The 21,044-nt window shown below is 69.1% G+C and carries 13 protein-coding genes; 10 read left to right on the top strand and 3 right to left on the bottom strand.

Annotated features, from left to right (window positions below; translation table 11 throughout):
* Window positions 1-5: 5 nt before the first annotated feature.
* The 5 genes from ON23_RS24070 to ON23_RS24050 are packed head-to-tail and all read left to right on the top strand — an operon-like array spanning window position 6 to window position 6,479.
* A complete protein-coding gene (locus tag ON23_RS24070; protein WP_039780978.1) occupies window positions 6-2,048 on the top strand; it encodes an acetyl-CoA carboxylase biotin carboxylase subunit in 2,043 nt (680 codons plus the stop codon).
* Window positions 2,045-3,205 (top strand): acyl-CoA dehydrogenase family protein, encoded by a 1,161-nt coding sequence (locus ON23_RS24065; RefSeq protein WP_039780964.1) that lies wholly within the window; start codon window positions 2,045-2,047, stop codon window positions 3,203-3,205. The genes ON23_RS24070 and ON23_RS24065 overlap by 4 nt, the downstream gene beginning before the upstream one ends.
* A gap of 8 nt (window positions 3,206-3,213) precedes the next feature.
* Complete coding sequence (locus ON23_RS24060; RefSeq protein WP_039780977.1) at window positions 3,214-3,699, top strand: MaoC family dehydratase; 486 nt, start codon at window positions 3,214-3,216, stop codon at window positions 3,697-3,699.
* Between the two features lie 7 nt (window positions 3,700-3,706).
* Window positions 3,707-4,519 carry an HpcH/HpaI aldolase/citrate lyase family protein gene (locus ON23_RS24055; RefSeq protein ID WP_039780963.1) on the top strand — a complete coding sequence of 271 codons (813 nt, stop codon included), beginning with the start codon at window positions 3,707-3,709 and terminating at the stop codon, window positions 4,517-4,519.
* 13 nt (window positions 4,520-4,532) lie between these two features.
* The gene (locus ON23_RS24050; protein WP_039780962.1) at window positions 4,533-6,479 is read left to right on the top strand and encodes an acetoacetate--CoA ligase; all 1,947 of its coding nucleotides are present in this window, start codon (window positions 4,533-4,535) and stop codon (window positions 6,477-6,479) included.
* Window positions 6,480-6,556: 77 nt separating this feature from the next.
* On the opposite strand, the gene ON23_RS24045 is transcribed toward ON23_RS24050, so the two are convergent.
* The gene (locus tag ON23_RS24045; protein WP_039780961.1) at window positions 6,557-7,285 is read right to left on the bottom strand and encodes an ABC transporter ATP-binding protein; all 729 of its coding nucleotides are present in this window, start codon (window positions 7,283-7,285) and stop codon (window positions 6,557-6,559) included.
* Between the two features lie 25 nt (window positions 7,286-7,310).
* Window positions 7,311-8,360, bottom strand: a complete 1,050-nt coding sequence (locus tag ON23_RS24040) for an ABC transporter permease (RefSeq protein ID WP_039780960.1) — start codon at window positions 8,358-8,360, stop codon at window positions 7,311-7,313.
* Window positions 8,361-8,489: 129 nt separating this feature from the next.
* Between ON23_RS24040 and ON23_RS24035 the strand changes: the two genes are divergently transcribed.
* From ON23_RS24035 to ON23_RS24025, 3 genes are all read left to right on the top strand, one after another.
* A complete protein-coding gene (locus tag ON23_RS24035; protein ID WP_051043238.1) occupies window positions 8,490-9,689 on the top strand; it encodes a sensor histidine kinase in 1,200 nt (399 codons plus the stop codon).
* Window positions 9,686-10,303: a response regulator gene (locus ON23_RS24030; RefSeq protein ID WP_039780959.1), complete on the top strand. Its 618-nt coding sequence runs from the start codon at window positions 9,686-9,688 to the stop codon at window positions 10,301-10,303. Before ON23_RS24035 ends, ON23_RS24030 begins: the two co-directional genes overlap by 4 nt.
* Before the next feature lie 97 nt (window positions 10,304-10,400).
* A complete protein-coding gene (locus ON23_RS24025; protein ID WP_039780974.1) occupies window positions 10,401-10,826 on the top strand; it encodes a PPOX class F420-dependent oxidoreductase in 426 nt (141 codons plus the stop codon).
* Between the two features lie 30 nt (window positions 10,827-10,856).
* Here ON23_RS24025 and ON23_RS39420 read toward each other — a convergent pair whose 3' ends face one another.
* Window positions 10,857-11,531 (bottom strand): cupin domain-containing protein, encoded by a 675-nt coding sequence (locus tag ON23_RS39420; RefSeq protein WP_223273556.1) that lies wholly within the window; start codon window positions 11,529-11,531, stop codon window positions 10,857-10,859.
* A gap of 66 nt (window positions 11,532-11,597) precedes the next feature.
* On the opposite strand from ON23_RS39420, the gene cobM reads away from it, so the two are divergent.
* A complete protein-coding gene (gene cobM, locus ON23_RS24015) occupies window positions 11,598-12,365 on the top strand; it encodes a precorrin-4 C(11)-methyltransferase (RefSeq protein ID WP_039780958.1) in 768 nt (255 codons plus the stop codon).
* Window positions 12,366-12,757: 392 nt separating this feature from the next.
* Window positions 12,758-21,044: non-ribosomal peptide synthetase (locus ON23_RS24010; protein WP_039780972.1), on the top strand; the 8,287-nt coding region annotated here is incomplete at its 3' end.

Genomic DNA, 21,044 nt, shown 5'->3' with positions numbered 1-21,044 from the left:
TCACCATGCTGAACAAATCTCACCCGGTGCCCTTCGACACCGTGCTGGTCGCCAACCGCGGCGAGATCGCGGTGCGCGTGATCCGCACGCTGCGGGCCATGGGTATTCGCTCGGTCGCGGTCTACAGCGACGCCGATGTCGCCGCCCGGCACGTGGCCGAGGCGGACGTCGCGGTGCGGCTGGGCCCGGCCCCGGCGCGGCAGAGTTACCTCGACATCGATCGAGTAGTGGATGCGGCCGTGCGATCCGGTGCGCAGGCCGTGCACCCCGGTTACGGCTTCCTGTCGGAGAATTCGGCCTTCGCCGCGGCGCTGGAGAAGGCCGGCATCGTCTTCCTCGGTCCGCCCGTGCGGGCGATCGAGATCATGGGCGACAAGATCGCGGCCAAGACCGCGGTCGCCGATTTCGGCGTGCCGGTCGTGCCCGGTATCGCCCGGCCCGGCCTCACCGACGACGAATTGATCTCGGCCGCAACCGAAGTCGGGTATCCGGTGCTGGTCAAACCGTCGGCGGGCGGTGGCGGCAAGGGTATGCGCCGAGTCGACGATCCCGCCGATCTTCCCGCGGCGCTGGTGAGCGCGCGCCGGGAGGCCGCCGCGGCGTTCGGCGACGACACCCTGTTCCTGGAACGGTTCGTCGCCACTCCCCGGCATATCGAGGTGCAGATCCTCGCCGACCGGTTCGGCAACGTCCTGCATCTGGGCGAGCGGGAATGCAGCCTGCAGCGCCGGCATCAGAAGGTCATCGAGGAGGCGCCCTCGCCGCTGCTGGACCCGCAGACACGGGCCCGGATCGGCGCCGCCGCCTGCAACACCGCGCGCAGCGTCGACTACGTGGGCGCGGGCACCGTCGAATTCATCGTCTCCGCCGACCGGCCGGACGAGTTCTTCTTCATGGAGATGAACACCCGGCTGCAGGTCGAACATCCGGTGACCGAACTGGTGACCGGGGTAGATCTGGTGGAGTGCCAGGTTCGCGTCGCGGCCGGGCAGAAGATCGTCGCCGAACAGGACGACATCCAGCTCACCGGGCACGCCGTGGAGGCCCGCGTCTACGCCGAGGATCCCGGCCGCGACTTCCTGCCCACCGGCGGCACCGTGCTGGCGCTGGCCGAACCGCAGGGGCCCGGCGTGCGAGTGGATTCCGGGCTGCGCACCGGCAGTGTGATCGGCAGCGACTACGACCCGATGCTGTCGAAGGTGATCGCGCACGGCCCCGATCGCGCGACCGCGATCGCCCGGCTGGATCAGGCGCTGGCCGGCACCCAGGTGCTCGGCGTGCGCACCAATACCGACTTCCTGCGGTTCCTGCTGGCCGATCCCGATGTGCTGCGCGGTGATCTCGACACCGGGCTGCTGGACCGGCGCGCCGGAGATTTCCGGCCCGCGCCGGTCACCGACGACCAGTTCGTCGCGGCGGCGGTGGCGCGTTGGCTGCGGGCGTGGCCGGCCGCACCGCAGGGCCCCTGGGAAATCCCGGACGGCTGGCGCATCGGCACCGCGGCGCCCACGGTGCTGCGACTCGAAGGCGGCGAACGCGTTGTGCACGTGGCGATTACGGGCACACCCACCGACGCGTGGGTGGCGGTGGACACCGGGCTGCCGCGTTCGCTGACCGCCGCTCTCGACGACGCGGTGCTGACGATCGTCCTCGACGGAATCCGGCTGCGCTACCGGGTCGCCGAACAGGCCGGCCCGATCTGGGTGGCCGGCGCCGACGGTGTCGCGGCGGTGCGCGAGGTGGCCGAACCGAGTCTGCGCGGCGGCGACGAAGAGCTCACCGACGCCGAAATCCTCAGCCCCATGCCGGGTTCGGTGATCGCGGTGCATGTGGCGCCGGGCACCGAGGTGGCCGCCGGTACCCCGGTCGTGGTGGTGGAGGCGATGAAGATGGAACACACCTTGACCGCGCCGGTCGCCGGAAAGGTGGAGTTGCTGGTCGCCGCGGGTGACCAGGTACAGGTCGAACAGGTCCTGGCGCGGATCGCCGCCGAGCCCGTTGCGGACATCGACGAATCGGACACCGAGCAGAAAGAGGCACAGGCATGAGCGATTTCCTGTCCACCGGCACGCTGCCGGAGGAGTACCGGGAGCTGGCGCTGACGGTCCGCGATTTCGCGAATCAGGTGGTCGCGCCGGTGGCGGCGAAACACGATGCGGCCCATACCTTCCCGTACGAGGTCGTCGCCGGCATGGCGGATATGGGCCTGTTCGGCCTGCCGTTCCCGGAGGAGTACGGCGGTATGGGCGGCGACTACTTCGCGCTGTGCCTGGCGCTCGAGGAACTCGGCAAGATCGACCAGAGTGTGGCGATCACGCTCGAGGCCGGGGTGTCGCTGGGCGCCATGCCGATCTATCGGTTCGGCAACGAGGCGCAGAAGCGGGAGTGGTTGCCGCAGTTGACCTCCGGGCGCGCGCTGGCCGGTTTCGGTCTCACCGAACCGGGTGCGGGCAGCGATGCCGGCGGGACCCGCACCACCGCGGTGCGCGACGGCGACGACTGGATCATCAACGGCAGCAAGCAGTTCATCACCAATTCGGGCACCGATATCACCCGGCTGGTGACCGTGACCGCGGTGACCGGGGAGTCGGAGGGCAAGAAGGAGATATCCACCATCCTGGTGCCCACCGACACCCCGGGCTTCGTCGCCGAACCGGCCTACAACAAGGTCGGCTGGCACGCCTCGGACACCCATCCGCTGAGCTTCACCGACGTGCGGGTGCCGCAGTCGAATCTGCTCGGTGAACTGGGCCGCGGTTACGCGAATTTCCTGCGGATCCTGGACGAGGGCCGGATCGCGATCGCGGCGCTGTCGGTCGGCGCGGCGCAGGGCTGTGTCGACGAGAGCGTGCGCTACGCCGGTGAGCGGGAGGCGTTCGGTCGCGCCATCGGCCGCAATCAGGCGGTGGCGTTCAAGATCGCGCGGATGGAGGCGCGAGCGCACGCCGCGCGCACCGCCTACTACGACGCGGCGGCCTTGATGCTGGCGGGCAAACCGTTCAAGAAGCAGGCCGCGATCGCGAAACTGGTCGCCAGCGAGGCCGCGATGGACAACGCCCGCGATGCCACCCAGATTTTCGGCGGCTACGGCTTCATGAACGAATATGCTGTGGCCCGGCACTATCGCGATTCCAAGATTCTGGAAATCGGCGAGGGCACGACCGAGGTGCAGTTGATGCTGATCGGACGGGAGCTGGGACTGTGAGCGAGCCGATGGAGCCGGTGCGCCGGGTGGTGCAGCGCGGGCTGTGGTTCGACGAGCTGGAAATCGGTGTGCTGTACGAACATCGGCCCGGCCGCACCATCACCGAAGCGGACAACGTCGCGTTCACCACGCAGACGATGAACACCCAGGCGCTGCATCTGGACGCGGCCTTCGCCGACGGTCTGCCGCCGTTCAATCAGCGACTGGTCAATTCCATGCTCACGCTGTCGACGCTGGTCGGACTGTCGGTGACGCAGCTGACGCAGGGCACCATCGTGGGCAATCTGGGTTTCTCGGAGGTCGCCTTCCCGAAGCCGATGTTCCACGGCGACACCCTGTACGCCGAAACCCTGGTGACCGCCAAGCGCGAGTCGAAAAGCCGCCCGGGCGAGGGAATCGCGACCTTCGCGCACACCGGACGCAACCAGCACGGCGATGTGGTGGCCACCGCGGTCCGGCAAACCCTGATGCGGATGCGCCCGAACGGCGAGTAGGAGAGCGATGAACTGGGAAGTTCCGGGCCCGGCCTGGCTGTTCTGCCCCGCCGACCGGGGTGAACGCTACGAGAAGGCCGCCGCCGCGGCCGACGTCGTGATCATCGATCTGGAGGACGGCGTCGCGGCCGCGGACAAGGAGGCCGCGCGCGAGGTGCTGATGGCCACACCGCTCGATCCGGAGCGCACGGTGGTCCGGGTCAACGCGGCCGGCACGCACGATTTCGACGCCGACCTGACCGCGCTGGCCTCGACCGCCTACCGTCGCGTCATGCTGCCGAAATGCGAATCGGCGCAACAGCTCTCGCTGCTGTCGGACTTCGAGGTGCTCGCACTGTTCGAATCGCCGCTGGGCGCGCTGCGCACCGAAGAGGTCATGGCCGCGCCGAATGCGATCGCCTCGATGGCCGGGGCGGAGGATCTGGTCGCCGGGCTCGGTGGCAATTCCAGCCGCCGCGCCGACGGTGGTTATCGCGATGTGGCACGGCAGCTGCGCTCGACCGCCCTGCTGGCGGCGAAGGCGTACGGCAAGATCGCGCTGGACTCGGTGTATCTCGATATCGCCGACCTGGACGGACTGCGTGCGGAATCCGACGAGGCGGTCGCGGTCGGCTACGACGTCAAGGTCGCCATCCATCCGAAGCAGCTCGCGGTGATCCGGGCCGCCTACGCGCCGGCGGACGAGGAAGTGGACTGGGCCCGCCGGGTGCTGGCGGAGGTGCCCAACAATCGCGGTGTGTTCAGTTTCGAGGGGCGCATGGTCGACGGCCCGGTGATCCGGCACGCCGAACGCATTCTGCAGCGCGCCGGGACCCGGTAGAGCTAGGAGAGTCATGACGCAACCACAGTGGGAACCCGATGCCGGGGACGTGGAAACGGCGCGGGTCACCGACTTCGCACGATTCGCCGAGACCCGGACCGGACGAGAATTCGACGACTACCACTCGCTGTGGGAATGGTCGATCACCGACCTCGCCGGGTTCTGGGGCGCGCTGTGGGAGTACTTCGAACTCGGCGACGCGCCGGCCACGGTGCTGGCGAGCTCCGATATGCCGGGGGCGCAATGGTTTCCGGGGCAACTGCTCAACTACGTCGATCAGGTCGCCCGCCATGCCCGCACCGATCGGCCCGCGATCGTCTACGCCGGCGAACAGGGCGGCCTGACCGAGATCTCCTGGGCGCAACTGCTGGGCCGCGCCGCTTCCTTCGCGGCGACGCTGCGCGAACTCGGCGTGGGACCCGGCGATCGGGTCGTCGGTTACCTGCCCAACATCCCCGAGGCCGTGATCGCCTTCCTCGGTGCGGCCGCGATCGGCGCGGTGTGGAGTGCCTGCGGACAGGACTATTCGGCGAAGGCGGCGCTCGATCGGCTGGGGCAGCTGGAGCCGGCCGTCCTGGTCACCGCCGACGGTTACCACTTCGGCGGGAAACAGCACGACAAACGGGACGATATCGTCGCCCTGCGGGCCGGACTGCCGACCGTCCGCGCCACCGTCGTGGTGTCGCGTCTGGGCGGTGCGGTGCCCGACGCCCTGGACTGGAATGCGGTCGCCGCACCCGAGGCCGCCGAATTGTCCACCGAGCCCGTCGGTTTCGCACATCCGCTCTGGGTGTTGTTCTCCTCCGGGACCACCGGTCTGCCGAAGGGGATCGTGCACGGGCACGGCGGCGTCCTGCTCGAACATCTGAAAGCCGCTGCGCTGCAATCGGATATCGGGCGCGGCGACGTCTTCTTCTGGTACACCAGCCCCAGCTGGATGATGTGGAACTTCCAGGTCGCCGGCCTGCTGGTGGGCGCGACGATCGTCTGCTACGACGGCAGTCCGACCTTCCCGCACGCCGATTCGCTGTTCGACCTGGCGGCGCGCACCGGCACCACCGCGCTCGGGACCAGCCCGGGTTATGTGCTCGCCTGCATCAAGGCCGGTGTGGTGCCGCGGCGCGACCACGATCTCTCGGCGCTGCGCACGGTCGGTATCACCGGATCGTCGCTGCCGCCGTCGTCGGCACTGTGGTTGCGCGACAACGTCGGCGAGCGGGTACAGGTGAACTCCATCAGCGGTGGTACCGATGTGGTGTCCGCCTTCCTCGGCGGTGTGCGCACGGTGCCGGTGTGGCCGGGCGAGCTGTCGGTGCCGTTCCTCGGCGCCGCGGTGGATGCCTGGGACGAATCGGGCCGGCCGGTGCGCGGCGAGGTCGGGGAACTGGTGATCACCGCCCCGATGCCCTCCATGCCTGTGTCGTTCTGGAACGATCCCGACGGAAGCCGGTATCGGGCAGCGTATTTCGAGATGTTTCCCGGCGTCTGGCGGCACGGCGACTGGATCACCGTCACCGACCACGGCAGCATCGTCGTGCACGGCCGCTCCGATTCGACCCTGAACCGGCACGGCATCCGGATGGGCTCGGCCGATATCTACCAAGCGGTGGAACAACTTCCGGAGGTCGCCGAGGCCCTGGTGATCGGCGCCGAACAGCCCGACGGCGGCTACTGGATGCCGCTGTTCGTCACCCTCGCCCCGGGCGCCGAACTGACCGACGAGCTGAAACAGCGCATCAACGCGACGATCCGCAGCGAGGTCTCGCCGCGTCACGTCCCCGACGACATCATCGCGGCCCCGGGCATCCCGCACACCCGCACCGGCAAGAAGCTCGAGGTGCCGATCAAGAAACTGTTCCAGGGCGCGGACCCGGATCGCGTGGTCGAACGCAGCGCGGTCGACAACGCGGATCTGCTCACCTGGTACGCCGAGGTGCCGGCCCGGAAACGGGCGACGTAGGCCGAGCGCGGAAGCGGTGCGCTGCCGTTCGATGGCCGCCGAGTGCGCGCGGCGCACCGCATCCGGGCCGCGGGTGATCAGGCGGCGAGCTCTCCGGACTCCGCCATCGACAACCGGCCGTCGACCATGCGGTAGACCGCGTTCATGCGGTGCAGGTGAGTGCGATCGTGGGTCACCAGCAGGGTGGCGGCGGCGTGGGTGTGGACGACCCCGAGAATCAGGTCGATGACGGCAGCCCCACGTTCCTGGTCGAGGGCGCTGGTGGGCTCGTCGACGACCAGTAGGGCCGGGTCGTGCATGAGGGCGCGGGCGATGTCGACGCGCTGCCGTTGACCGCCGGACAGCTGGGCCGGGCGCTTTTTCTCGTGGCCGCGCAGCCCCACCGCGTCGAGCAGATCCATCGCCTTGTCCCTGGTTCGGCGTCGCAGGCGCGGTGCGACGACGGTGTGGCCCCCCAGGTGCCGCATCACCTCGAGTTGTTCGACCGCGGTGAGGGCGGGGATGAGGTTGGGCTGCTGGAACACGATCCCGATGCGTTCCCGGCGCAGGGTGGTGGCCTCGCGCCGGGACACTCGGGCGAGGTCGACACCGCCGTCGTCGGTGTCGAGCAGAATCCGGCCCGCATCCGGGCGCACGAGCGTCGACACCGTCGCCAGCAGACTGGATTTGCCCGACCCCGAGGGGCCGGTGATGGCCGCGATCTCGCCGCCGCGCACGGTCAGTGCCACCCGGTCGAGGGCGGTGACGTGGCCGGCGCCGTCGGGGAAGGTGAGGGTGAGATCGGAGACGGTCAGGGTGGTGGTCATCGAAAGCTCCTGTGCGGTAATCGAATCAACGAGAGTTGTTGAGCGCGGTGAGCGGATCGGTGGTGACGAGGAAGCGCAGGGCGAACACCGCGCCGAGCAGCCCGAGCCCGATCAGGGCGAGTGCGGGCACCACGGTCGTGGCGGCACTGAGTACGAACGGCACCGCTGCGCCGAGGAATACCCCGGCCAGTGCGGTCACCCCGACCCCGGCGCCGACACCCAGCAGCAGCACGATCAGCGCCTGCCCCAGCGCGTCGCGAACCAGCGCGGTCGTGGTGGCGCCCAGCGCTTTCAGCGTCGCGATATCCGGCGTGCGCTGAATGGTCCAGACGGTGAAGAACGCACCGATCACCAGGGCGGAGATCACGAACAGCATCACGGTCATCAGCGTGAGCGAACCGTTCTCGGCCCGATAGGACCCGATCGCCCGCAGTGCGCCCTCGACGCTCGTCGTCCGGGTGTGCGCGGCGCTGTTCACCGCATCGGTGCCGGGCACCCCGGAGGCGACCAGAATCGTGGCGGCACCGCCGCGCGGATCGAGTTGCCGCCAGTCGGACAGCGTCGTCCAGACCACCGGGGTGTGCGCGTACCAGTCGTCGCCGCCGATCCCCGCGACCGTGAAGGTCCGGTCGCCGATCGACACGCGCGCACCGGCGGTGGCCGAGAGATCCTCGGCGGCGGCCTTACTCAGCACCACGGTGCCGGGAGGGGTAACCACCTCATTGCCGAACGCTGTGCCGTCGACACCGAATATCGCCACCTGGGCCGGCGCGGACCCGTCACGCACGGCCTGGCTACGGCTGATGCCCACCGGATCGACGGTTCCCCCGGCTCGCTGCCAGCGCTGCACCTGTTCGCCGGTCAACGCCGAGGAGTCGAACGACGGGTCGGCGCCGGTATCGGCGAAGACGACGCTGCCGCCGGACAGCCGCTCGAGGGCGGAAATATTCTGATGGGCGAGTCCGGCCGTGAGTCCGCTCAGAAAGCTCACCAGCAGGGCCACCATGGTGACGACCAGGGTGATGAGGAGGAATCTGCCGCGGGCGGCCCGCAGATCTCGCAGTGCGACGAACATATCTCCACCCTCGCGGTGAATCCGCCGGTCGGCATCGCCTTCGCGGACACTTCGCGACCGCCCGACGGTGGGGTGCCGATTCCACCTTTCGATGGATGCCGCCCCGATAACCGCGCATAAGCTGGCAGCGTGCACCGCTCTCCACTCACCCCCGTTTTCGCCGCACTGCAGGTAGGACTGCATGTGTTGATGACGGCGCTGGTGGTCGTGGTGATGGTGCGGGCGGCCGTGCCCGGTGACGACGTCGCCCGGCCCACCGTCGCGGTGATCGTGCTCGCGGCGCTGTTCCTGGTCGTCTATTTCGCGGGCGGGCTGCTGCGCGGGCGTCCGGTCGCGGCGCGGGTGTGGCTGGGCGGGCTCACGGTGCTGTGGCTGGCGCTGATCGTGCTGGTTCCGGAGGCCGTGTATCTGGTGTTCGGACTGTTCTTCCTCTATCTGCATCTGCTGCCGCGACTGTGGGGGCTGGCCGCGGTCGTCGCCGCCACGGTCGTTTCGGTGGTCGGGTGGGGATTACACGAGGGGTGGACGGTTCCGGGAATCGCCGGGCCGGTGCTGGGCGCGATCGTCGCGATCGCGATCGGCCTGGGGTATCGGGCGTTGTTCCGGGAGGCCGCCGACCGGCAGCAGCTGATCGACGAATTGCTCTCCACCCGAGCCACTCTCGCCGAACGCGAACGCACCGCCGGCAGACTCGCCGAACGGGAACGGCTGGCCCAGGAGATCCACGACACCGTCGCCCAGGGACTGTCCAGCATCCAGATGCTGCTGCACGCCGCCGAGCGCGACGCGCCGGATCATCCCGCGCTGCAACAGATCCGGCTCGCCCGCGAGACCGCCGCGGACAATCTGGTCGAGACCCGGCAGTTGATCGGCGACCTCACCCCGGCGGTGCTCGAGGGGCAATCGCTGAGTGATGCGCTCGAACGGATCGCCCGGCGTGCCGAGGGACCCGGATTGAGCGCCCGCACAGTGGTCGAGGGGACCCCGATGCGGCTGCCCATGCCCGTCGAGGCCGCGCTGGTGCGGGTGGCGCAGGGCGCGGTGTCGAATGTGGTGCGGCACGCCCGCGCCGACCGGATGCGGATCACGCTCACCTACGGTGACGACGCCGTCCATCTCGACGTGGTCGACGACGGTGTGGGGATCGATCCCGCGGTCTTCGGCGGCGGCACCTTCGGCCTCAACGCCATGCGCAGCCGCGTCGAACAGCAGGGCGGTGTGATGGACGTCGAATCCGAACCGGGGCATACCGCCGTCACCGTGTCGTTTCCGCTGCACGACTCGGAAACCGCCGGCGCCGAGCTCATTTCGCGGGAGGACCTGCCGTGATACGTCTGCTGCTGGCCGACGACCACGCCATCGTCCGCGCCGGATTGCGGGCCCTGCTCGATTCCGGCGAGGACATCACGGTGGTCGGGGAGGCCGCCACCGCCGAGGAGGCCGTGGCCTTCTGCACCACCACACACGTCGATCTGGTGCTGATGGACCTGCGCTTCGGCCCCGGCAAATCGGGGGTGGACGCGACCCTGGCCCTGCGCGCCCTGCCCGATCCGCCGAATGTCCTGGTGGTGACCAACTACGACACCGACGCCGATATTCTCGGCGCCATCGAGGCGGGTGCCTGCGGCTACATCCTCAAGGACACGCCGCCACCGGAACTCCTCGCCGCCGTGCGCGGAGCGGCCGCGGGGGAGAGCGTGCTGTCGCCCTCGGTCGCCTCCAAACTGATGACCCGGGTCCGCAAACCCGACACCACCCTGAGCGCCCGCGAGATCGAGGTGCTGCGCCTGGTCGCCGACGGACACTCCAACCGCGATATCGGAAAACACCTGTTCCTCAGTGAGACGACGGTGAAATCCCATCTGGTGCATATCTATTCGAAGCTGGGCGTGAGATCGCGGACCTCCGCGGTGGCGCGGGCGCGTGAGCGCGGGGCCATCTGACCGGCGACGAGGACGTCCGGCGCCGACGTCGATCGCGGCCGGGGCCGTCGGCGCGTGTCGGGCCCGCCCACCGGCCGCCGCTTCCTAGGGTGTGCTCATGCCTTCCATCACCGATCCCGAAGTGCGGGAATTCCTCGCCGCCGGAACCCGTACCGGCAAACTGGCTCTGGTCGCCTCCGACGGCCGCCCGATCGTCAATCCGGTGTGGTTCATCCTCGACGGCGATGACCTGGTCTTCAATACCGGCAAGACCACCGCCAAGGGCAAGGCGCTGGCGCGCGACCCCCGCGTCGCCCTCTGCATGGACCTGGACGAACCGCCGTACGCCTATTTCCAGGTGCAGGGCGTCGCCACCCTCTCCGAGGATCCTGCCGAACTCCTGCGCACCGCCACCGCCATCGCGGCGCGGTACATGGGTCCGGACCGCGCCGAGGAATTCGGCCGACGCAACGCCGTTCCCGGCGAGCTGGTCGTGCGGGTGCGCCCGGACAAGATCCTCGGTGGGCTGAATATGACCGGGTAGCCGGACGAACCCCGGGTACCCGGAAGAAACTCAGCGGCGCCGGGCGTACTCCGCGGCCGCGGCCCAGTCGATCATCACGCAGGCTTGGTCACCGACGGTCCAGGCGTCGTGGCCGGGCGGGCACTGCATGAAATCTCCGGGGCCGACCTCGCACTCGGTGCCGTCGTCCATCCGGATGTGCATCCGCCCCGACACGCAGTAGCCGATATGCGCGGCCTGGCAGCTGTCGGTTCCCGCGATCGGCTTGACGTGGGTGGACCAGCGCCAGCCCGGCTCGAAGACGGCCCGGCCGACCGCGCCGGAGGGTGCCTGCACGACCTCGAGGCGCCCGCTGCCGGATTCGAATTCCCGTGTCTCGTCGGCGGCATCGAAATTCCGCACCAGCAACGACGTCCTCGCCGCCCCATCCATATCGTCCTCACGCACCAGGTCGAGATTGCGGAAGACCGCCGGCTCGTCGCACAGGGCGGCGAGGGTTTCGGCGAAGCCGGTCGTCTCGGGCAGCGCGGAATTCGCCATGGCCTGCTCGTAGGAGGGGAATTCCACGATCTGCAGATAGGTGTCCGGATGGTCGCGGTCCCTGGTTTCCATACTGTGCGTCGCCGAACGCGTTCCCTCCGTGGCGGTCAGCCACCGATCCAGCGTGCGATTGAACTCGTCGAGCCGCGAGGTCTTGAACTCGATGGTCTGAACGAATTTCGTCATCGTGGTCACCTCCGACGTTGTGGATGACCCCGGGCATGAGTTTACGCCGACACCTAGACTCCGGGCATGACCGTGCATTTCATCGGAGCGGGGCCCGGGGCGGCCGATCTGCTCACGCTGCGGGCGGTGGCGCTGCTGCGGGAATCTCCGGTGTGCCTGTATGCGGGGACGTATCTGGATCCCGAGGTGCTGGCGCATTGCGCGCCGGAGGCGGAACTGATCGATACCCAGGGATTGGACCTGGACGAGATCGTCGCGCACTGTGCGCGGGCCGATGCCGCGGGCAAGGATGTGGCTCGGCTGTGCTCGGGGGATCCGTCGATCTATTCGGCGCTGACCGAACAGACCCGGCGCCTCGACGGACTGGGCATCTCCTGGGATGTGACGCCGGGAGTGCCGGCGTATGCGGCGGCGGCCGCGGTCCTGGGCAGTGAACTGACCGTGCCCGAGGTGGTGCAGTCGGTGGTGCTGACGCGCACGCAGGCACGTTCGACCGCGATGCCCGAGTCCGAGGCGCTGGGGAATTTCGCGCGGACGCGGGCCAGTCTGGTGCTGCATCTGGCGATCACGCGGATCCGGGAGCTGGCCGCGGAACTGGCCGACGAGTACGGCGCCGACTGTCCGGCGGTGGTGGTCTACCGGGCCAGCCAGCCGCAGCAGCGGATTCTGCGCGGGACACTCGCCGATATCGCCGGCCGGGTGGAGGCGGCGGGGCTGCGGCAGGCCGCGGTGATTCTGGTCGGGCGGGCCCTGACCCCGGCGCTCGACTGTGCGCAGTCGCATCTCTACGACCCCGGGCGGGAGCGGCACCCGGTGTCCGGGCCCGGCGCGTGACCCACCGCCCGCACCGCGATTTCCGTCACTCGGAACCGGAATTCCCAGCGGGTTCCCAGTGCCGGACCGAACCGCGAGGTGGCGGGGGCAACGGAGTCCAGTGCTGATGTCCGAGCGCTATCGCCCTTCTTGGCTCATTGTCGGTACCTGGCGGTAGATTGGTTCGGTGTTCATCAGCGAATCTCGAAACGAGGCCGATCCGTGGCCGGTGGGTGTGGTCGGGCCCATGTAACAAGATCGGCCCGACGGACGGATAGGTCCTATGAACATTTTTGTCTGATTGCAATCGAAGTGAGCCCCGAATGCCGGACGCCACGCTCGGATGAGGTGAGCGTCGGCATCGGTGTGCCATCGGGGAGCGCTGCGTGGCGTTCCGGAAGCGAGGTTACGGGTTGGACCGGCTGGATTTCGGCGGAAACGGCGAAGCTGGCGGCGAGGTAACGCCCGCGGCAGTGTCGGGGGATCAACTGTTCCCGCTGTCGCCGGCGCAGCTCGGAATCTGGTACGCCCAGCACCTGGATCCGCAGGTGCCGATCACGATCGCCCAGTACGTCGACCTGCGCGGCGACATCGACGTCGAGGTGCTCTCGCGTGCGAGCCTGGATGCCTCGCACGAGCTCGGTTCCGGCTTCGTGCGCATCGTCGAGCGTGACGGTCAGCCGCTGCAGTACGTCGATCACACCCTCGCCGACACCGACGGCGTCGACCACGTCGATCTGCGTGACGCCGAGGATCCGGAGGCCGCGGCGCACGAGTGGATGCGCGCCGACATCGCCCACCCGTTGAACATGGTCACCGACCGCCTGGTGCGTTCGGTGGCATTGCAACTCGCCGACGACCATTGGTTCTGGTACTCCCGCGCCCATCACATCGCACTCGACGGTTTCGGCGCGGTGAACCAGGTGAACCGGATCGCCGAGCGCTACACGGCCTATCGCAACGGGGTCGAACCGAAACCGCTCAAGGCCTCCGACCTGCGGGATCTCGTCGAATCCGAACTCGCCTACCGCGACAGCACCCGCTTCCGGACCGACAAGGAACATTGGGCGCAGCGGGTGGCCGGTCTGGAGGAGGGCACCAGCCTCGCCGGTCGCAATGCCCCGCCCGCGCCGCTGAACACCGTGGTCGGCGCCGCACTGTCGAACGAGCGCAACGATCTGCTCGCCGCGGCCGTGCGAGCCCACGACTCCGCACCGTCCGCCCTGCTGATCGCCGGTTTCGCCGCCTACCTGGCGCAGTGGACCGATGCCGAGGACGTGATCCTCAGCCTGCCGGTCACCGCGCGCACGACCGCCGTGATGCGGCGTTCGGGCGGCGCCACCTCGAATATCGTTCCGCTGCGCTTGCACGTCGGCCACGACACCACGGTCGCCGAACTGCTCAGGTCCGTGCAGACCGAGGTTTCCGGCGCGCTGCGGCACCAGCGGTACCGGCACGAGGACATCCGCCGCGACGCGGCCGCCGCGAGCCGTGAATCGGGCGTCGGCGACGGTGTGGTGACGACGGAGTTCTTCGGCCCCTGGGTCAACATCATGTTGTTCCAGGACGAGCTGAAACTCGGCGATACGCCGGGCCGCCTGCATGTGCTCTCCACCGGTTCCATCGAGGATCTCGGCGTCAACTTCTATCAGACCGAGGGTGGTGCGCGGTCCCGGATCGACTTCGAGACCAACCCGAACCTCTACACCGAAGACGAAGCGCGCCACCATCATTCGCGCTTCCTCGAGTTCTTCGACCGGTTTCTGCAGGCGGGTGAACAGGACCGCCTGTGGGATCTGCCGATCACCACGGCCGTCGAGCGGGACGCCACCGTCACCGGCTGGAACCGCTCCGCGCACGAGGTGGCGACCACCACGCTCTCGGCCCTGCTGGACGCCGCGATCGCGCGCACGCCCGACCGGACCGCGATCGACTTCCAGGGCCGCACGCTGACCTACGCCGAATTCGGCGCCCGGGTCAACCGCCTGGCGCGGATTCTCATCGCCGACGGTGTGGGCCCGGAATCGCTGGTGGCACTGGGGATGCGGCGGTCGCTGGATCTGGTCGTCGGTATGCACGCCGTGCTGAAGGCCGGTGGCGCCTATGTGCCGATCGACCCGGATCACCCGGCCGAACGCACCGCCTACATCCTCGACAGCGCCGGGCCGGTCTGCGTGCTCACCAGTTCCGCCGACGAGGTGGACCTGCCGGATTCGGTGCGGCAGATGCAGATCGACACCCTCGACACCACCGGTGTGTCCGATGCGCCGATCACCGATGCCGACCGGCTCGCCCCGCTGCGCCCGGACAACACCGCCTACGTCATCTACACCTCCGGTTCGACCGGACGGCCCAAGGGCGTCGCGGTCACCCACCACGCGATCGTCAACCAGCAGCTGTGGATGCTGCACGAATACGGCCTGACCGAGGCCGACGTCTATCTGCAGAAGACCGCCACCACCTTCGACGTCTCGCTGTGGGGTTACTTCCTGCCGCTGATGGTCGGCGCGAAACTGGTGGTCGCCGATCCGGACGGCCATCGCGACCCGGTCTACGTCGCGCAGATGATCGAACGGCACGCGGTGACCGTCACCGACTTCGTGCCGTCGATGCTGACGGTCTTCGCCTCGCACGCCACCGCGGGCCAATGTGATTCGCTGCGTGCGGTTTTCGTCATCGGTGAGGCGCTGCCGCCGGAGACCGCCGCGATGTTCCGGGCGATCAACCCGAACGCCGGCCTGCACAACCTCTACGGCCCCACCGAGGCCGCGGTCTCGGTGACCTACTGGGAGGCCACCGCCGCCGACACCACGACGGTCCCGATCGGTATTCCGGAATGGAACGTCGATGTCTACGTGCTGGACTCGCGGTTGCGTCCGGTCGCGATCGGTGCCCCGGGTGAGCTGTATCTGGGCGGGCGGCAGCTGGCGCGCGGTTACCGCGGCCGGCCCGATCTGACCTCGGACCGGTTCGTCGCCAACCCCTTCGGGACCCCCGGCGAGCGCATGTACCGCACCGGTGACCTGGTGCGCTGGGGCCGCCGCAGTGGTGACGGCGACCTCCGCGGGCCCTCCGTGGTGACGCAGGCTGCCGCTTCCGGGCCCGACGCTGCGGTCGCGGACGGGACCGGCGTCCTGGAGTACATCGGCCGCACCGACTTCCAGGTCAAGTTCCGCGGCCAGCGCATCGAGCTCGGCGAGATCGAAACCGATCTGCTCGCCCATCCGGCGGTCAGCCAGGCCGTCGTGCTGGTGGTCGACACCGCGACCGGTCAGCAGCTGGTGGCGTATGTCGTTCCGGCGCCGGGATATTCGATCGATTCGGCGGATCTCACCCGGTTCGTGGCCGAGAAGCTGCCCAGCTACATGGTGCCCGCCGCGATCATGGTGCTGGACGCGTTCCCGCTCAACACCTCCGGCAAGCTGGATCGCAAAGCGCTGCCCGAACCCGTGTTCAGCGCCGATGCGACCGGATACCGCGCCCCGCGCACCCAGGCCGAGGAGATCGTCGCCGGCGTCTTCGCCGACGTGCTGAGCCAGCCCCGGGTCGGCGTGGACGACAACTTCTTCGACCTCGGCGGTAACTCGCTGGTCGCGACCCAGGTCGTCGCGCGCATTTCCGCCGCGTTCGGCGTGCAACTGGGCGTGCGGGCGCTGTTCGAGACGCCCACCGTGGCCGGTATCGCGGCCCGGGCCGACGCCGCGGCCGAACACGGCGCCGACGGCGAATTCGCGGCGCGCCCGCCGCTGGTCGCGCAGCATCGCCCGGACCGGGTGCCGCTGTCGCTGGCGCAGCAGCGGATGTGGTTCATCAACCAGTTCGACCCCGCCGCGCCCACCTACAACCTGCCGTTCGTGGTGCGGCTGCGCGGCACCGTCGACATCGACGCGCTGCGCAAGGCGCTGCTGGACGTGATGCAGCGCCAGGAATCGCTGCACACCGTGTTCCCGGAGTCCGGTGACGGCGGCTACCAGCTGGTGGTGCCGATCGACGAGGTCGACTTCGTCATTCCGGTCGCGCCCATCGCCAGCGGCGAATTGCCCGGCGTGCTGGCCGAATTCGCCTCCACCGGCTTCGATGTCTCGCGCGAACTGCCGATCCGGGTGCGCATCTACCGCGTGACCGACACCGACGGCGTGGACGACGACTACGCGGTGGCGTTCGTGGTGCACCACATCGCGGCGGACGGCTTCTCCTTCGGCCCGCTGGCCCGCGATGTCGCCGCCGCCTATCTGGCGCGCGCGCAGGGCGACGCTCCGCAGTGGGCGCCGCTGCCGGTGCAGTACATCGACTACACGCTGTGGCAGCGTCAGGTGCTCGGCGCCGAGGACGATCCGGAATCCGTCGCCGCCCGCGAAATCGCTTACTGGCGTGAGGCTTTGGCGGGACTGCCGGATCAGCTCGAGTTGCCGGCCGACCGCCCGCGCCCGCCGCTGCAGAGCTTCCACGGCAGCCGCGTCACCTTCGACATCGATCCCGGCCTGCACGCCCGGCTGTCGGATCTGGCTCGGGCGCAGGGTGTTTCGCTGTTCATGGTGCTGCACGGCGCGCTGGCGACGTTGCTCGCCCGGCTGTCCGGTACCCGGGACATCGCGATCGGCACGCCGGTCGCCGGCCGCGGTGAACAGGCCCTCGACGACCTGATCGGCATGTTCGTCAACACGCTGGTGTTGCGGTCGGAGGTCGACGGCGCCGAGCGCTTCAGCGAATTCCTCACCCGCACCCGGGAATCCGATCTGTCGGCCTTCGCCCACGCCGACGTGCCGTTCGAGCGACTGGTCGAGGTGCTGAACCCGGCCCGTTCGCAGGCCCGGCATCCGCTGTTCCAGGTGATGCTGTCGTTCCAGGAGATGTCGCACGCCGCCCTGGAACTGCCCGGGCTCTCGGTCACCGCCGACGAACTCGATGTCGACATCGCCAAATTCGATCTGCTGTGGACGCTGACCGAACAGCGCGGCGGCCGCGGCGAACCCGCCGGAATCTCGGCGGCGCTGTCGTATGCCACCGACCTGTTCGACGCCGCGACCGTCACCGAATTCAATCGGCGCTATCTGCGGGTGCTGGAAGCCGTGGTGGCCCGGCCGGATACGCTGGTCCGCGATATCGAGGTCTTCGATCCGGCCGAGCGCGACCGGGTGCTGGTGGACTGGAACGACACCGCCCACGAGGTGCCCGCGCTCGCCACGGTGCTGGATCTGTTCTACGAACAGGTGCGCATCCGGCCGCACGCCACCGCGCTGCTGTTCGACCCGGGCGAACGCTCGATCGGGGCGGTCGATCCGGCCGGGGAGATCACCTACGGTGAATTCGCCGAGCGGGTGAACCGCTTGGCGCGCAAGCTGATCGAGTCCGGTGTCGGCCCGGACGAACTCGTTGCCGTCGGCATCCGCCGCTCGATCGACATGTTCGTGGCGATCTACGCCGCACTCGCCGCCGGTGGCGGCTATGTGCCGATCGATCCCGACCACCCGGCCGAGCGCACCGAATACGTCCTCGCCAATTCGCGCCCGGTGGTGCTGCTGACCACCTCCCGCGACGAGGTGTCGACCACCGAATGCCCGGTGCTCGAGATCGACACCGTCGACCTGGCGGGCTTCGAGGCCGGCCCGGTCGGCGCCGCCGAGCGTCGGGCGGCGCTGCGGCCCGGCAACCTCGCCTACGTGCTGTACACCTCCGGCTCCACCGGCCGGCCCAAGGGTGTGGCGGTCGACCACGCCGCGATGGTCAACCAGATCTCCTGGAAGATCAGCGAGAGCGGCATCAGCGACGTCGACGTGGTGCTGCACAAGACGCCGTTCACCTTCGACGCCTCGCTGTGGGAACTGTTCGCGACGCTGGCCGTCGGTGCCAAGGTGATCGTCGCCGCGCCGGACGGGCATCGCGATCCGCTGTACCAGTCCGAGGTCATCTGGCGGCATCAGGTCACCATGACCTCGTTCGTGCCGTCGCTGCTGGCCGTGTTCGCGGCCACCGCCCCCGCGTCCGAATGCACCTCGCTGCGAGCCATTTTCGTCGGTGGTGAGGCGCTGGCCCCGGCCACGGTGGCACTGTTCCGGCGCTTCAGCGGCGCCGCGGTCTACAACCTGTACGGCCCCACCGAATTCACCGTCAACGCCACGGCCTGGCCGGTCGGCGCGGTGAACGGTGGTGCGGTGCCGATCGGCCGGCCGGTGTGGAACGCCCGCGCCTACGTGCTGGACGAGGGGTTGCAGCCGGTACCGGCCGGTGTGGCCGGTGAGCTGTATCTGGGTGGCACGCAGATCGCCCGCGGCTACCGCCATCGTCCGGATCTGACCGCGGAACGGTTCGTCGCCGATCCGTTCGGGGAGCCCGGAGCACGCCTGTACCGCACCGGTGACCTGGTGCGCTGGAAGGAGCGCCCCGGCGGCCAACCCGGCGTACTCGAATACATCGGCCGCACCGACTTCCAGGTCAAGTTCCGCGGCCAGCGCATCGAACTCGGTGAGATCGAATCGGCGCTGACCGAACTGCCGGACGTGAACCAGGCCGCCGTCCTGGTGATCGACACCGTCACCGGTGACCAGCTGGTCGCCTATGTGGTGGCCGCCGACGAGGTCGAGACCGCGGATATCCAGGCCGCACTGCGCGAGCGCTTGCCGAGCTACATGGTGCCCTCGGCGGTCGTGGTGCTGGACGAATTCCCGCTCAATGCCTCCGGCAAGCTGGACCGCAAAGCATTGCCCGCCCCGGTGTTCGAGGTGCGCGAATTCCGTACGCCCGCAACGCCGATCGAGGAGATCGTCGCCCAGATCTTCGGCGAGGTGCTGGGACTGGCGCGCGTCGGCGCCGACGACGACTTCTTCGATCTGGGCGGCAACTCGCTGATCGCCACCCAGGTCGCCTCCCGGCTCGGCAGCGCACTCGACACCCGGGTGCCGGTGCGCATGCTGTTCGAGGCCAGCACCGTCACCGCGCTGGCCGCCCGGGTGGAATCGCATGCCGGCGACGGCGCGCGCAAATCGCTGGTCGCGCGCGAGCGGCCCGAACAGGTGCCGCTCTCGCTCGCCCAGCAGCGCATGTGGTTCCTCAACCGCTACGACACCTCCTCGGCGGTCAACAACATCCCCGTCGCCATGCGGCTCTCGGGTGAATTGGACGTGGCCGCCCTGCAGGTCGCCGTCATCGACGTGATCGACCGCCACGAATCGCTGCGCACGGTGTTCCCGGAGACCGGCAGTGCGCCGGTGCAGGTGGTGCTCGACGCCGCGCAGATCGTGCCGGACCTGACCCCGGTCCCGGTGACCGAGCACAATCTGATCGACCACCTCGTCGAACTGGCCTCCATGTCGTTCGACGTGACCAACGAAGTCCCGTTGCACGCACGGCTTTTCGAGATCAGCGAAACCGAGTACGTGCTCGGTATGGTGGTGCACCACATCTCCGCCGACGGCTGGTCGATGCATCCGCTGGCCCGCGACGTGATGGTCGCCTACGCCGCGCGTACCAACTGGGAGCAGCCGGCCTGGACCGAACTGCCGGTGCAGTACGCCGACTACGCGCTGTGGCAGCGCGAGGTGCTGGGTTCGGAGGACGATCCGAACTCGTTGATCTCCAACCAGATTCGGTACTGGACCCGCGAACTCGCCGACCTGCCCGACGAACTGGTGCTGCCGGCCGACCGGCCGCGCCCGGCGGTGGCGTCGTATCGCGGTGGCACGTATTCGTTCGTCATCTCGCCGGAAACCCAGCGGCGCCTGGCCGACCTCGGCCGCACCCACAACGCCTCGCCGTTCATGGTGGTGCACGGTGCGCTGGCGATCCTGCTGGCGCGGCTGTCGGGTACCTCCGACATCGCGATCGGCACGCCGGTCGCCGGTCGCGGTGAGGCCGCGCTCGACGATCTGATCGGCATGTTCGTCAACACGCTGGTGTTGCGCACGAACGTCGACGGCGGGATGACCTTCGCCGAACTGCTGGCCCAGGCCCGCAACACCGACCTGCAGGCCTTCGCGCACGCCGACGTGCCGTTCGAGCGGCTGGTCGAGGTGCTCAACCCGGCCCGTTCGCAGGCGCGGCATCCCCTGTTCCAGGTGATGCTGGCCTTCCAGAACATCCGCCACGCCAGCCTGGAGTTGCCGGGCCTGTCGGTCAACGGCATCGACTACGACGCCCGGCTGGCGAAATTCGACCTCCAGCTGACGCTGCAGGAGGCGCCGGACGCCGAGGGTGTGGCGGCGGGTATGTCCGCCGAATTCTCCTATGCGCTCGACCTTTTCGACGAACCGACGATCGCCGGATTCGCCAAGCGCCTGGACCGGGTGCTGGCGGCGGTGGTGGCCGATCCGGACCGCCCCATCGGCGACATCGCGCTGATCGATGCGCTCGAGGCCGACCGGGAACTGCGCGAGTGGAACTACACCTCGCGCGAGATCGGTTCCGCGACACTGCTTCCCGAGCTGTTCGCCGAGGCAGCACGCACCCACGCGGATGCGGTCGCGGTGGTGGATCGCGAGGCCGGCGAGAGCCTGACCTACGCCGAATTCGGCGCCCGCGTGCGCCGGTTGGCGCGGCGGCTGGTCGAGGCGGGCGTGGGTCCCGAGGCGCGGGTGGCGCTGGCACTGCGGCGCTCGACGGACCTGGTGGTCGCCATGTACGCGGTGCTCGAGGCCGGCGGCGGATATGTGCCGCTGGACCTGGACCAGCCCGCCGACCGCATCGGCTACGTACTCGACACCGCCG

Origin of the sequence: Nocardia cerradoensis NBRC 101014 (genome assembly GCF_000308535.1) — a bacterium.
Lineage (GTDB): Bacteria > Actinomycetota > Actinomycetes > Mycobacteriales > Mycobacteriaceae > Nocardia > Nocardia cerradoensis.
The sequence above is the reverse complement of the archived record's forward strand: the minus strand, read 5'-3'. Positions and strand labels throughout refer to the sequence as shown.

Bases quoted from the DNA above. Each gene is read 5' to 3' on its own strand.
- ON23_RS24070 (WP_039780978.1), top strand. From the start codon at position 6: ATGCTGAACAAATCTCACCCGGTGCCCTTCGACACCGTGCTGGTCGCC.
- ON23_RS24065 (WP_039780964.1), top strand. From the start codon at position 2,045: ATGAGCGATTTCCTGTCCACCGGCACGCTGCCGGAGGAGTACCGGGAG.
- ON23_RS24060 (WP_039780977.1), top strand. From the start codon at position 3,214: ATGGAGCCGGTGCGCCGGGTGGTGCAGCGCGGGCTGTGGTTCGACGAG.
- ON23_RS24055 (WP_039780963.1), top strand. From the start codon at position 3,707: ATGAACTGGGAAGTTCCGGGCCCGGCCTGGCTGTTCTGCCCCGCCGAC.
- ON23_RS24050 (WP_039780962.1), top strand. From the start codon at position 4,533: ATGACGCAACCACAGTGGGAACCCGATGCCGGGGACGTGGAAACGGCG.
- ON23_RS24045 (WP_039780961.1), bottom strand. From the start codon at position 7,285: ATGACCACCACCCTGACCGTCTCCGATCTCACCCTCACCTTCCCCGAC.
- ON23_RS24040 (WP_039780960.1), bottom strand. From the start codon at position 8,360: ATGTTCGTCGCACTGCGAGATCTGCGGGCCGCCCGCGGCAGATTCCTC.
- ON23_RS24025 (WP_039780974.1), top strand. From the start codon at position 10,401: ATGCCTTCCATCACCGATCCCGAAGTGCGGGAATTCCTCGCCGCCGGA.
- ON23_RS39420 (WP_223273556.1), bottom strand. From the start codon at position 11,531: ATGACGAAATTCGTTCAGACCATCGAGTTCAAGACCTCGCGGCTCGAC.
- cobM (WP_039780958.1), top strand. From the start codon at position 11,598: ATGACCGTGCATTTCATCGGAGCGGGGCCCGGGGCGGCCGATCTGCTC.